This window comes from Parasaccharibacter sp. TMW2.1882 (assembly GCF_023337635.1).
Taxonomy (GTDB): domain Bacteria; phylum Pseudomonadota; class Alphaproteobacteria; order Acetobacterales; family Acetobacteraceae; genus Bombella; species Bombella apis.
This window is the reverse complement of sequence record NZ_NWUT01000001.1, coordinates 336,164-348,198: the sequence shown is the minus strand read 5'-3', so window position 1 is coordinate 348,198 and position 12,035 is coordinate 336,164. Positions and strand designations below refer to the sequence as shown.

At 52.1% G+C, this 12,035-nt stretch carries 12 protein-coding genes and 1 tRNA gene; 3 read left to right on the top strand and 10 right to left on the bottom strand.

Annotation, left to right across the window (positions count from 1 at the left end; genetic code table 11):
* Positions 1–2: 2 nt before the first annotated feature.
* The 3 genes from CO583_RS01620 to CO583_RS01610 all read right to left on the bottom strand — a co-directional run bounded on the left by CO583_RS01620 (position 3) and on the right by CO583_RS01610 (position 3,716).
* Complete coding sequence (locus tag CO583_RS01620; protein WP_248630463.1) at positions 3–980, bottom strand: glycosyltransferase family 1 protein; 978 nt, start codon at positions 978–980, stop codon at positions 3–5.
* 260 nt (positions 981–1,240) lie between these two features.
* Positions 1,241–2,599 carry a capsule biosynthesis protein gene (locus tag CO583_RS01615; RefSeq protein WP_408902053.1) on the bottom strand — a complete coding sequence of 453 codons (1,359 nt, stop codon included), beginning with the start codon at positions 2,597–2,599 and terminating at the stop codon, positions 1,241–1,243.
* Positions 2,592–3,716: a hypothetical protein gene (locus tag CO583_RS01610; protein ID WP_248630464.1), complete on the bottom strand. Its 1,125-nt coding sequence runs from the start codon at positions 3,714–3,716 to the stop codon at positions 2,592–2,594. The genes CO583_RS01615 and CO583_RS01610 overlap by 8 nt, the downstream gene beginning before the upstream one ends.
* Before the next feature lie 384 nt (positions 3,717–4,100).
* Between CO583_RS01610 and CO583_RS01605 the strand changes: the two genes are divergently transcribed.
* Positions 4,101–5,405: an LTA synthase family protein gene (locus CO583_RS01605; protein ID WP_248630465.1), complete on the top strand. Its 1,305-nt coding sequence runs from the start codon at positions 4,101–4,103 to the stop codon at positions 5,403–5,405.
* A 69-nt stretch (positions 5,406–5,474) separates the two neighbouring features.
* Here the strand turns inward: CO583_RS01605 and gpmA are convergent, their stop codons facing one another.
* The gene (gpmA, locus tag CO583_RS01600; RefSeq protein ID WP_081563131.1) at positions 5,475–6,227 is read right to left on the bottom strand and encodes a 2,3-diphosphoglycerate-dependent phosphoglycerate mutase; all 753 of its coding nucleotides are present in this window, start codon (positions 6,225–6,227) and stop codon (positions 5,475–5,477) included.
* 190 nt (positions 6,228–6,417) lie between these two features.
* Entirely contained in the window at positions 6,418–7,713 is a 1,296-nt protein-coding gene (locus CO583_RS01595) for an MFS transporter (RefSeq protein WP_081563132.1), read from the bottom strand.
* A 398-nt stretch (positions 7,714–8,111) separates the two neighbouring features.
* Between CO583_RS01595 and CO583_RS09245 the strand changes: the two genes are divergently transcribed.
* Positions 8,112–8,429, top strand: coding sequence for a bacterioferritin-associated ferredoxin (locus tag CO583_RS09245; protein ID WP_408902076.1), 318 nt, complete (start codon positions 8,112–8,114; stop codon positions 8,427–8,429).
* Positions 8,430–8,466: 37 nt separating this feature from the next.
* Here the strand turns inward: CO583_RS09245 and bfr are convergent, their stop codons facing one another.
* The gene (bfr, locus tag CO583_RS01590; RefSeq protein WP_081563135.1) at positions 8,467–8,961 is read right to left on the bottom strand and encodes a bacterioferritin; all 495 of its coding nucleotides are present in this window, start codon (positions 8,959–8,961) and stop codon (positions 8,467–8,469) included.
* 360 nt (positions 8,962–9,321) lie between these two features.
* Here bfr and nfsB point away from each other — a divergent pair, with 360 nt between their 5' ends.
* Complete coding sequence (gene nfsB, locus CO583_RS01585; RefSeq protein WP_081563470.1) at positions 9,322–9,978, top strand: oxygen-insensitive NAD(P)H nitroreductase; 657 nt, start codon at positions 9,322–9,324, stop codon at positions 9,976–9,978.
* 96 nt (positions 9,979–10,074) lie between these two features.
* Here nfsB and CO583_RS01580 read toward each other — a convergent pair.
* The 4 genes from CO583_RS01580 to CO583_RS01565 form a co-directional block, all read right to left on the bottom strand.
* A tRNA-Ser gene (locus tag CO583_RS01580) sits at positions 10,075–10,165 on the bottom strand.
* A gap of 24 nt (positions 10,166–10,189) precedes the next feature.
* Positions 10,190–10,843 (bottom strand): phosphoribosylanthranilate isomerase, encoded by a 654-nt coding sequence (locus tag CO583_RS01575; protein WP_081563136.1) that lies wholly within the window; start codon positions 10,841–10,843, stop codon positions 10,190–10,192.
* Positions 10,840–11,559 (bottom strand): orotidine-5'-phosphate decarboxylase, encoded by a 720-nt coding sequence (gene pyrF / locus CO583_RS01570; protein WP_248630466.1) that lies wholly within the window; start codon positions 11,557–11,559, stop codon positions 10,840–10,842. The genes CO583_RS01575 and pyrF overlap by 4 nt, the downstream gene beginning before the upstream one ends.
* A gap of 12 nt (positions 11,560–11,571) precedes the next feature.
* Positions 11,572–11,904: a LapA family protein gene (locus CO583_RS01565; RefSeq protein ID WP_249102978.1), complete on the bottom strand. Its 333-nt coding sequence runs from the start codon at positions 11,902–11,904 to the stop codon at positions 11,572–11,574.
* Between the last annotated feature and the right edge of the window lie 131 nt (positions 11,905–12,035).

Genomic DNA, 12,035 nt, shown 5'->3' with positions numbered 1-12,035 from the left:
AATTAAATACTGTTTCTTTCTATCAAGGAAATACAGTTTTCTACAGTTTGAGCGATGCTCCCATCCCATGATAAGGGCTCATACGTTTTTAACTTTTCCATCTGATTTTGCCATAGTGGACCATGTTTTCTGAAATCATCGATCATAATTTCCCAATTTGGGGTATCAAGTGGATCAATATAATACGGGATGTCTCCACCAACTTCTCGTAGAGCCGGGATGTCAGCACAAATACTTGGAACCTGCAAGTACATAGCTTCAACTAGAGGCAGACCATATCCTTCTGTAAAGCTGGGGAAAAGAAGGCCATTGGCTCTTTTCAAAAGAGCTGTAACTTCTTCATCCGAAAGATTATTTTTTTCCTTGACGGAATTTTGTAAAGCAGGTGAACGGTCCAAGAGATCTAAAATATTCTCATTTTCCCAGCCACGTTTCCCAACAAGGACAAGATAAGGTACTTCTGCTTCCCCATGCTTTTGGACCATGGCTCTCCATAGATGGAGCAGCATAAGATGGTTCTTTCGTGGTTCTATTGTACTAAGATATATAAAATAAGGTCTATTATAAATGTCAGATAAAGTTTCCTTGAAAGAATTTCTGATATTTATTCCATGAGGTACGGCCCAGATAGGGGTATTGTCTTGTCCATTTTTCGTGGAAAAACTTTTTAAGGACGTAGCTACCGTTTCTGTTGGGACTACGACAGCTTTAGCTAATGCAATAACAGTTTTAATACGAGCCCTATGACGAGATAACTCACGCTGCCGCGAATATTCAGGATATTCGAGCGGTATGAGGTCATGCACCATTGGAACGAAATATGATTTAGTACGAACAAGAAAACGCTGAATTGCGTTTTTATGCGTTAGGTGATGGTGCGACAGGAGCAAATAAATTGATGGATAAAAAATCTTCGTTGAAGATGGGATAAAAGAGAAACAGAATTTAAGGCACAGAGCCATTTTATAGGCATGTGCCATGTGTTTCTTGTTTCCTGAGCTCCACCCATTGATTAGAGAAATTATAAATTTTTTGCTTATTTTTTTTGGTAAAATATTTATCCGCCCCAGTAGAGAATATGAGGCAAAATATAGTTGTTTTTCATGGTACTCGAGAAGATATTGTGCATATGCAAGCTCTACCCGGTCAATACCTGTGGGCGCCAAACAATCAGCACGGGAAAGTAGACGAGATATATCTAGTATAAAAACAGGCTGTAGCTGAGATGATGTCATGCGTTTCAAAGGGAGGCCGGCTGATATTGTTCGAGGCGTATTACGGTATGGTGAACTAATTTTTCAAGCCCTTCTTCAGAGAAGAAACCTCCAGGGATTAGGCATTGATCTATCAGTACACGACGAAAAGCCGCAAAGATGAGTGGGTCAGGTCGCTGGGGTGCCTGCCAGAAAGTTTTCAATGTCGATTGCGCAGTCAGTCCCGGCATGTCGTAAATGGCGTGACCCAAGGTAATGACAGGGACATTATGAGCCAGAGCCAGGGTACCAGTCGTGCTGTTAACGGTTACGACCCCACGGGCATGACGCACAAGCCTGGCTATATCTCCAAGCTCCATGTAATCCACACGATTGCTGACACCATGCGCAGCAGCAAGTCGCTGGACAAGTTTCTTCCAGTCCTGCACACCATTGTCGAGCGGATGCTCTTTGATGACAAGACGCATCTCCAGTGGGGCATTTTTGGCAAAGGATACAAGAACTTCGGTGATGACTTCCGCCACGCCTGAATAGGAAGAATGCAGGCGTAGCTGGGCATCGGCATCCAGTTGCAGAGGGAGCAGCATGTAAGGCTTGGGCCCTTCAACCAGCCAATCAGTCAGTTCGTGACTGCGTTTTTGAGCCTTTTTACGGCGACAGAGGCGTCGCAACCACCCAACGCCTTCCACCAGGGGCGGCCAGGGACGATAATCTGTCCAATGCGGGAAACGCCACTTCAGAAGAATGGTGGCCGCATTATAGGCCACGCCTTCCAGTGCACGACGTGGGAAAGAAGAGGGGACAGGCTCATGTGGGGCGGCAGGAGGCAGCTGGCTGGCACGCTGATAGTACCAGTCAGGGTCTTTGGGTAGCGTGGAATTACCGTTAACGCCACCAAGTTCCAGGGTGACCCAGTCTGGCCGGATATAGCCTTCCTCAAAAACATGGACGGCAATATTCATTTCACGGCAGATGAGGATGGCCTGCCGATGGAGTTCCCGGCAGTCACCAAACAGCAGCACGTCCGTGATGTGATGTTTTTGCAGGATATGCCCCAGAAAGGCGGGCCATGTCCCATAATTGCTGCGGAAGGCAATACCACCTCCCAGACGCCAGAAAAGCTCATCCCCTCCATTGAAGTTGATCTTCCACACATTATGCCCCCGTTTTTTCAGGGCACGGCCAACGGATTGGAAAAAAGGCCCCATGAGCCCCTGGAGCAGCAGGAAATTGCGTTTTGTTTTTGGGGGGATCTGGAGCGACATGGGCACAAGCGTGCTGGTCTCTGTCAGGCTCGGATCTTCAAAAAAATTGGATGGATATTCGGCGTGTTCCGTCTCTTCGGGAGGGTGGCCAGAATATGTTGTCTGGGTATTGTCAAGCATGAGGGGCCCGGCATGATGAAATGAAATGTGTGAAACAACGGCGTAGCTGGCCCTGCCTCTGCCGTAATTTCATGGCGTATGTTGGCTTCCAGAGCTCAGTCTTGCCAAAACAGTCAATCAGCTCCTCCACGTCACATCGCTGTTCTGTCTCTGGATTGATATAGAGCGGATACAGAATAAGGGCGATTGCAGCAAGGTCTGTTACATCCAGTTGACGCCCCCGGCGGGGAAGAGATGGTCCCAGATGTGTCGTCAGTCCCCAGCCAGCGTAAAAGGGGGCACCGTATGTTGTAACCTTTTTGCCACGTATCAGCGCCTCAAAACCTGTCAGGGATGTGAGGGTGTGTACCTCGTCAACATGTGTAAGGAGCTGGCTCATGCTGCCACTGCGGTCAATGCTGTTGGCGTAGGCAAGAATGATTGCTTCGGAAAGATGACCGGAACGATGGCCAGCCTCCACATCAGGGTGGGGCCGATAGATGATCCATGCTCCAGGATTCCTGCGGCGAACCTCACGCAGCAGGGCGAGATTATCCGTAATCTTGCCTCCACCTCTTACGACAGACAGATCTCCAGCAACCTGCCCCGGAACCAGAATGACCGGCACGCCCTCAGGATGCTCCATTTTGGCGGGAGATGAATCAGGCGTAGCGGCATATTTGGAAACATGAAGCGTTTTGAGGCGCTCCATGAGAGTATCGGCTCTTCTACGGAGGGCTGGTGCAACCTCGGTATCCCTCAGCATGTCCTCCAGATCACTGGGGTGGGAGGGATCAACATAAGCGCCCTGCCTGTCCAGGATAATGGAGCATGGAGGCAGAAACCCGCTTCCCAGCCCCATGGACCGGATGAAGCCATCTTCCACGAAGAAGAGGGGCACCCGCATGGCATAAGCCTGTGCCTGCAGGGCTGGTGTGATGCGGTTTGCCCAAACAGCCAGTCCAGCATTCTTTTTCCGGGCATAGGCCAGAGCCCGACGGGGCGACCAGAAAAACCGGATGGGGTCTCTTCCTTCAAGAAAAGAACGAATGCGGCGCTGTTTCCACCATGCTATTCCATGGCAGGCTACGACAGGCCTGATGGCTCTGGCTCCAGACGCAGGGACATGGCATGACATGGTGAAATGGGGCCTTTTCCATACCGGACAGGTGGTAGAAACACTAGCTTGTTATCAGGAAGTCTTTTTTTTGGGAAGAGAGGGGTGGTGAATATAATTTAATTTCCACGATTGAATAATAATTCGACCGATAAGTGGAGTTTATTGGCAAAATTTCCATTTCATTGATCAATCCATCCCTGAAATGTCCAGGGAAAACTTCATGAATCCGTTTATTCTGTCATTTCTTTCGGAGTTCCAGTATCTTCAATGTCATATTACATTACAGAATTATGTTTGATGATTGTAGGGAGCCTTGTCATTGGAGAAGGTATCGACCTTTTTGTTCACCCTGTCCGTATTGTAAGAAAGCCCTCCCTGGTCCTTTTACGCTGTTTTCCAGTCATGATGGCAACCGGTATTTTTCTTTGCCTGACAGGTGTCATCTGGCTTTCCCTGCTGCTGAGTGCCATCCTGATGGGGCTTCTGGTAACGGCATCCAACCTGAAGCTGCGCCTGTTGAATGAACCTTTGGTTTTCACGGACTTTGCCCTGATCGATGCGTTCATGAAGCATCCACGTTTTTATCTTCAGGGCATTCCGCCTGCTGTGCGGTGTGTTGTCGTAGCTGGTGGTGCAGGGATGCTCTACCTGCTTGCATGGGCTTCATCACTGTCTGTCGGGTTACGGCTGATGGGCTGTATCGAGGCAGTCGCCGTGGGACTATGCCTCTGGTGGCTCTTGGCAAGGGGAAGTCGTTCCGATGAAACAGGGCCGGACGTGTGGCGGGATGTGCGTGAGGGAGGGCTGCTGCCAACACTGCTGCTTTATGCCTGGCGCTGCCATGAGCTGGCACCGCTACCCGTCAGGCCTGCCTTGTTGCGGACGGCTGCCGCACCAGAGTCTGTCATCGTCATCCAGTGTGAATCATTTGCCGATCCTGCGGAGCTGAAGAATGAGTGGTCGCCTCTGCCAGAGCTCGTCCGATGTCGGCAGGAAGCGGTACAATGGGGAAGGCTCCTGCCTAGCGGATTAGGTGCCTATACGATGCGTAGTGAATATGGGGTTCTGTGTGGCGATGATGAGGAGATGCTCTCATATCGCCGGTTTGATCCATTCCTGACAGCGGATCAGTCTCCGTCCCATGCCCTGCCGAATCGTCTGAAACATTTTTATGAAACGGCTCTTTTCCTGCATCCCTATGATCTGCGTTTTTATGGTCGGAATCGTCTGCTGCCCTTATGGGGGTTCAATGACGTCATCGGGCGGGAATGTTTTTCCGAGCAGGACAGGGTTGGCCCGTATGTAGGTGATGCTGCGCTAACAGCACGGCTGCTGACATATCTCCAGAAAAACGATCATTTTCTGGCCTACTGTGTGACAATCGAAAATCATGGTCCCTGGAAGAAAGGGCGGTTGGAGCAATCGAGTGGTGCAGAAGCGTGGCATCAGCACGTGCAGAATGGTGATGCCATGTTGCGGGAACTGCTTGCAGAGATCAAAGGGAGCGGGCGGGACATCATGCTGGTATTCTTTGGGGACCATCGTCCGGCGCTGGAAGCATTGCCTGCTGTTGAAGGACTGGAGAGGGGGACACCCTATGTCATACTGCGGCCCAATGGGCCAGAGGGAAGTCGCGTATCATCTGAGCCTGTAGATGTAACACCTGCCGAGCTCCATCGGAGCATTCTTCATCACGTCAGCTCCTGAAAAGATACGCTATAAAAAAAGGGCGCCTGATGAAGAGGCGCCCTTCTTCTTTTCATACGCCAGAGAGGATTACTTGGCTTTCCCCTGGTTGGCGACAGCTGCTGCCTTGGCAGCAATTTCCTCGGCATCACCCAGATAGTAGTGCTTGACCGGCTTGAAGTTCTCATCGAACTCATAAACCAGCGGCACACCTGTAGGAATGTTCAGGTTCAGGATTTCATCTTCCGTCATGTTGTCCAGATATTTCACCAGAGCACGAAGGGAATTGCCGTGAGCAGCGATGATGACCTTCTCGCCCTTCTTGATGCGCGGCAGGATGGTCTTCTCCCAGTAGGGAATCACACGCTCAATGGTCAGGGCCAGGCTTTCCGTGACGGGCAGCTCATCAGCACTCAGATGGGCATAACGCGGATCATGACCGGGGAAACGCTCATCGGAACGCTCCAGAGCAGGCGGCGTGACAGCAAAACCACGGCGCCACTGCTTGACCTGCTCATCGCCATATTTCTTGGCTGTTTCAGCCTTGTTGAGGCCCTGGAGAGCACCATAATGACGTTCATTCAGACGCCAGTTCTTCTCAACGGGCAGCCATGCCTGATCCACACCGTCCAGAATGTTCCAGAGTGTATGGATGGCACGCTTCAACACGGAGGTATAAGCGTAATCGAAGGAATAGCCTTCCTTGTGCAGCAACTGGCCGGCAGCTTTGGCTTCGCTGCGCCCTTTCTCTGACAGGTCGACGTCATACCAGCCAGTGAAGCGGTTTTCCTGGTTCCACTGGCTTTCCCCGTGACGAACCAGAACAAGCTTTGTTACGGCCATGATGATCTCCTTAATGTATAAGGTTTTAGCAACACTGGGAGATTGCGCCACTACAGCCTGAACTGCAAGGGCTCAGCCTCACTTCATGCCGTCTGTCAGAGCATAGCCGTTATGAGGCATGACAGGGACGGAGAGAAAAAGGCCACCCGCAGGGGATGGCCTTTGTTCTGATCGGGCATGGAAGGGATGATCAGGGGGTTCCCTGCTTCTTTTCCTGCTCTTCGGTAAAACGGCGAGCCTCTGATGAAACGGTCAGTGTCATGGTCAGACCGGCGGTCAGCAGATAGATGATGGCAAATGTCCAGATGACGTAGGCCATGCCGACGCCGAAAATCATTTCGCAGAGGGAAACAATGGCAGGCCCTACCCATGTCGACGCTCCAGCGCCCAGCCCGAGTATGGACAGCGCAGCGGCTTTCTCCCGTGGGCAGATCTGGGGCATAAGACCGGAGAGAGGAACGAAGGCAGCGATGGAGGCTCCATAAAGTATGCCCACAACCGCAGCCGCTGCGAAATTGCCCGGATACCAGAGGGGAACATAATAGAAGAGAGGAATGGTGATGAAGCCACCGATACCTCCAAAAACAGCCACGACGAAGCGGTAGCCCATTTTGTCCGCCACCATGCCTGAAATCAGATTGACGATGATGTTGCTCAAAAAGATGAGTGACAGCAGGTTGAGCCACTGCCCGAGCGTGAACCCCAGATGATCGACAAAAAAGCCGGGCATGATGGCCAGAAAGGCATATTCCGATGATGTATCAACCGTGCGGACAATACCGGCAATGAGAGTTTTGGGCTCACGCCAGATGATGCTGATGGAGCCCAGAAATATCTGTCGGGCAGGAACATCGGCAGGCAGAAGACGGCGATTGCCGGTTGGCTCCCTTGTGAAAAGCAGGGCGATCAGTCCGCCGAGAACAACCAGCCCCAGAGAGCACCAGAAGGTGTTGATTTCACCGATGGCAGGAATCGCAAAACGGGCAAACTGGGAGCCGAGAGTAGGCAGGCCGGCAGAGAAAGAGAACCAGAACCAGCCGGCTGCCGCTCCAAGCATGGATGTTGGTGTCGCTGCAGCAATCCAGACCAGGAAACCATAGGCGAACAGCGGGTAGGCAAACCCGCGGAGAGCATAGAACGTCAATATCCATGTACTGTTGTTGGGGGTAAGCCCAAAAACAAGGAAGCAGACCTCCAGGACAGCCCATAGGACCAGACCGCTCCACATGACCTTTTTAGGTCCCATGAGATCGGATAGTGGCCCGGCAAACCAGGCGGCAATCATCACGGTGATGCCGTAAAAAGTGAAAAGCTCGTTGACGAAACTCTGGGGGTGGCCGGTGTGCAGCATGAACGTATCCAGGTATCCCGCCTCGACACCATCGCCGACCATGAAGAGAAGCTGTCCGACAAAGGCCCAGAACAGGGCGGCCGGTATGCCTATTTTTTCAACAAAGTGTGGTTTCTTGTCTGGCGTGCCTGCCATGAAATCTCTCCATTGGTTGGGGAGGGATGAAAAAAGCCAGTCCGTGGCGCTTCATTCCTCAATAGATGATTGACTGGCCTTACGAGAGTGCTCAGGCCCCTTGAATTATCGTCCGTACAGGAAGCGTTTTATTAGAGCCCTGAAATAGGAATTCAGTATGCCTGTCCAGACGCAGAAGTATGTTTCTGATATCATAAAGATGATTTTTTTTCAATTTTGTATATTCAGCGACCAGTTCTCCCTTATCGCCCGGGATATCTGGCGAATGGTAGAGATATTCCATGGTCGTGTCATGAATCACTTTCTGTTTTCGGTGAAACCTGAATTTTTTCATACCCATTTCGCTATCATTCTGAAAAGCCTTCGAGAAAGAAAGGAGAGAATTAAGTTGCGAAAGAATGTCATTATCATTAGCGTCACAGGGGTACAGCAGAATGGAAGGCGGGCTCCAGATGATTATATGCTCATGCAACGGATTGTCTGACAGGGACGTGCAGGCGGCCATCCAGGCCGGAGTTGTGAAAGTCTCCGAGGTTTACTCTGCCCGTAAGTGTCAGGTGAAATGCGGCAACTGTGTAAAGGGAGTCGCCTGCCTTCTGAAAGAAGCAAGGCGGAAAACCTGTCCCTGCCCGACAACTATGGCAATAGAGCAGGGGATGGCTGCACAGATAGCCAATGGTGATGACCCGATACAAAAAAAAGAAGCCTCCCTTTAAGAGAGGCTCCTTTCATCAGTCTGGCTTCTGACAGTGATCAGTGGCCGCTATTCTGGTCGGCGCTTTCAGAGTTCAGCGTAATGTAGCGTTCCAGGCCGATCTGCTTGATGAGGTCCAGCTGGGTGTCGATGAAGTCTTCATGGGCTTCTTCGTCAGCGAGGATGCGGAAGAGCAGGTCGCGGGACACGAAGTCACGGACGCTTTCGCAATAGGCGATGCCCTCGCGGATTTTCTCCAGAGCCAGAGCCTCGACCTTCAGATCACATTCCAGGATCTCTTTGACATTCTCGCCAATGTGCAGCGGGTTCAGATGCTGCAGGTTCGGCAGTCCACCCAGGAAGAGGATGCGCTCGATCAGCCAGTCGGCATGACGCATTTCTTCAATGGACTCTTCATATTCCTTCTTGCCCAGTTTGGTGACGCCCCAATGGTTCAGGGTGCGGGAATGAAGGAAGTACTGGTTGATGGCTGTCAGCTCATTGGCAAGCTGAGCATTGAGATATTCAATTACTTTCGGGTCTTTTGCGGCCATTTTTCTCTCCATCGCATGAAGTATGAACTGTAGGATTATCTCCAACGAAGGTCGGTATAGTCTTCAACTTTGAGGATTGCAATATAAAAATTAAATTACGATGTATTCGTACTTGATAATCATTATCAAAGAGACTTTATAAGAAAGATTATCAAAATCGCACGGTGAGTATTTCATGGTTTTTCTTGTCATTTCGATATATATTTAAAAATCCTGTTTATCCCATAAGTTTTTCTTTTCATTGCTCCTGATGCCCACACCCCCCCATCTTGATACTGGGAACAGGATGGAATCGTTTGCTGAATCCTTATTGTTTGATATAAATGGAACATATTCCCACATAACTGAAGGATGGATGTCATGGATCTTCTCCACGTTCTGAAAACACGGTACACGACCAAAGCCTACGATGCGGCTCGCCGTATCCCGGAGGAGACAGTGCAGCAGCTGCTGGCAGCCCTGCGGTACAGCCCGTCTTCGGTCAATGCCCAGCCTTGGCATTTCATCATTGCCGATGATGATGCAGGCAAGCAGCGTCTGGCCAAGGCAACACCAGATTCCGGGTCTCTGTCTTATAATCGGCCCAAGATCACGCAGGCCTCTCATGTAGTGGTTCTCTGCGCCCGCAATGAGCTGCCGGAATCTTATCTTGAGACAGTGCTCGACAAAGAAGAGCAGGACGGACGCTACGCTGATGCTGCGGCCCGTGAGGGTTTTGGTACAGCCCGTGCCGGGTATGTCCAGCAGCATCTGGATGCTGGCGATGTCGCCCACTGGAACCAGAAACAGGTTTATCTGGCACAGGGCTTTCTGCTGCTTTCCGCGGGGCTGTTGGGTGTTGATGCAACACCAATTGAGGGCTTCCTGCCGGATGTCATTTCAGAAGAATTCGGCCTGAAAGAAAAAGGGCTGACACCTCTGGTCATTGTTGCGCTTGGCTATCATTCTGACAAAGATGCCAATGCGACATGCCCGAAATCCCGCCTGGCACCTGAGAGCATCTTTTCGAAGGCCTGAGCAACACAAGGCTTCACCGGGGGATTACGATCTTCCGGTGGGGTCTACAGGCATGCACTCGGAGCGCTGAACGGAAAGCAGATTTTCAAGGGGAAGTGGCGGAGAGAGAGGGATTCGAACCCTCGGTACGCTATTAACGTACACACGCTTTCCAAGCGTGCGCCTTAAGCCGCTCGGCCATCTCTCCGCGAGCGATGGGGGGACAATACCATTATTCTTTGCGAGTGCAAGCCTTTTTCTGAGAATTTTTCACAAATTTTTCAATAAGAAGCGCAGACTTGATCCCAGGAGCTTCTTCCACTCCGGATGAGACATCAACGGCTTGGGCGCGGCTGACCCGTACAGCCTCGCTCACATTGTCAGGGGTCAGTCCACCGGCAAGAAGCCACGGAGCAGGAGCCTGCCACTGGCGTGTCAGCGTCCAGTCAAACACACGCCCCAGCCCACCGGGGCGGGTATCTCCTTTCTGGGCAGGTGCTTCGATGACATACCCATCCATGGCTTTCGAGACAGGCAGATCGTGCTGCTGGGCGACGCCACGGGCCAACCAGACGGGCCGACCTGTCTGCTCTTTCAGGGTGAAAGCAGTGGCTTCATCTGTATAGAGTTGCAGAATATCCAGAGGGATACGCTCCAGAACGGCAGCAATCTGCTCATGGGTTGGCCGCACAAAAAGCCCGACACGAAGAGGCCCCCCCGCAGAGGGAGACGCTATGGCCTCATGCAGCCGGGCTGCCTGTTCCGGTCGGACAAAACGGGGGGAGGCGGAATGGAACACAAGACCAACCCAGCGCACACCCGATACGGCACAGGCTTCCATATCTTCTGCCCGTGTCAGACCACAGATTTTGACATCAACCTTCACAAGGTCGCAGCCTGCAATTCATCCTGAATGGCCTGTGCGGCAGCGGCGGGATCATTCGCCCGGGTGATGGGACGGCCAACCACGATCCAGTCGGCACCAGCCCGTGCTGCCTGTGCTGGTGTCATGATGCGCTTCTGGTCATCCGTGCTGCTGCCTGCGGGGCGAATGCCCGGAACGACAAGTTCTGGTCCGTCACCCAGAGCATCACGCATCGCCGTAATTTCATGAGCTGAACAGACCAGACCATCAGCTCCGGCCCGGACAGCCATCCGGCCCAGCCGTACCACTTCCTTTAGCGGTGTGGTGTTGATGCCTATCTCCGCAAGGCTTTCCTCATTCATGCTGGTCAGTACAGTCACAGCAAGGAGCTTGGGGCGCTTCCGCCCGTCATCGAAAGCCTCTTCCAGAACTGCACGGGAGCGGCTGATCATCTCGGCACCACCAAGTGCGTGAATGGTCATCAGGCTCGGCTGGATGGGAGCCAGAGCCCGGAGGCCAGAGGCAACCGTGTTGGGAATGTCATGCAGCTTCAGATCCAGAAAAAGCTCCTGCCGGGCGGCCAGACTTTTTACGGCATCCAGCCCGCAGGCATAGGTGAATTCCAGACCAAGCTTGATGGCATCAACCTTGCCTTCCAGCGCTGCTGCCCAGTGCTGGGCCTGGTCGTGGGAGGCGGTATCCAATGCGGCAATGAGGCGGGTACGACGAATAGACATGAGGAAATGGTCTTATTTCTGTGAAGAAGGCTGGATCGCATCAGAAGTGGGAGCAACACTGCCCGCCTTGAGCTGGTCGAGCCGCTGATGCAGCTCGATCAGCTGTTTCTGGGATGTACGCAGCTGTGATTCGGCCTTGCGGGCGCGGCGACGCTGGCGCAGTTCGCCTGTCAGGCCAAGCAGCAGCCCCAGCACGAGGGACGGCACGGCAAGCAGGGTGATGAGTTTTCCCATTTTGATGGAGAAGCCGAATGAGGCCAGCCAGACGGTGGCATCATCAAGATTGCTCATGGCGAAAATGGCCGTAACGGCCAGAAAAAGAACGATGATCAGAAGGCGAATCATGCGGATTGCTCCTACCCTGCCTTGTGGCAGTAAACAAGATGGACCAGGAGGGTCATGAAGAATGCTGGTGAATGTTGTTGGCGGACTCTAGAAGAACTCGCCCATTCTGTCATCCATCTGTTTTGTCTTTA

What these genes read in the sequence shown, in the direction of transcription:
- CO583_RS01615 (WP_408902053.1), bottom strand. Translation starts at nt 2,599, where the DNA reads ATGCTTGACAATACCCAGACAACATATTCTGGCCACCCTCCCGAAGAG.
- gpmA (WP_081563131.1), bottom strand. Translation starts at nt 6,227, where the DNA reads ATGGCCGTAACAAAGCTTGTTCTGGTTCGTCACGGGGAAAGCCAGTGG.
- CO583_RS01605 (WP_248630465.1), top strand. Translation starts at nt 4,101, where the DNA reads ATGATGGCAACCGGTATTTTTCTTTGCCTGACAGGTGTCATCTGGCTT.
- bfr (WP_081563135.1), bottom strand. Translation starts at nt 8,961, where the DNA reads ATGGCCGCAAAAGACCCGAAAGTAATTGAATATCTCAATGCTCAGCTT.
- CO583_RS01565 (WP_249102978.1), bottom strand. Translation starts at nt 11,904, where the DNA reads ATGATTCGCCTTCTGATCATCGTTCTTTTTCTGGCCGTTACGGCCATT.
- CO583_RS01595 (WP_081563132.1), bottom strand. Translation starts at nt 7,713, where the DNA reads ATGGCAGGCACGCCAGACAAGAAACCACACTTTGTTGAAAAAATAGGC.
- CO583_RS09245 (WP_408902076.1), top strand. Translation starts at nt 8,112, where the DNA reads ATGTCATTATCATTAGCGTCACAGGGGTACAGCAGAATGGAAGGCGGG.
- CO583_RS01610 (WP_248630464.1), bottom strand. Translation starts at nt 3,716, where the DNA reads ATGTCATGCCATGTCCCTGCGTCTGGAGCCAGAGCCATCAGGCCTGTC.
- nfsB (WP_081563470.1), top strand. Translation starts at nt 9,322, where the DNA reads ATGGATCTTCTCCACGTTCTGAAAACACGGTACACGACCAAAGCCTAC.
- CO583_RS01620 (WP_248630463.1), bottom strand. Translation starts at nt 980, where the DNA reads ATGGCACATGCCTATAAAATGGCTCTGTGCCTTAAATTCTGTTTCTCT.
- pyrF (WP_248630466.1), bottom strand. Translation starts at nt 11,559, where the DNA reads ATGTCTATTCGTCGTACCCGCCTCATTGCCGCATTGGATACCGCCTCC.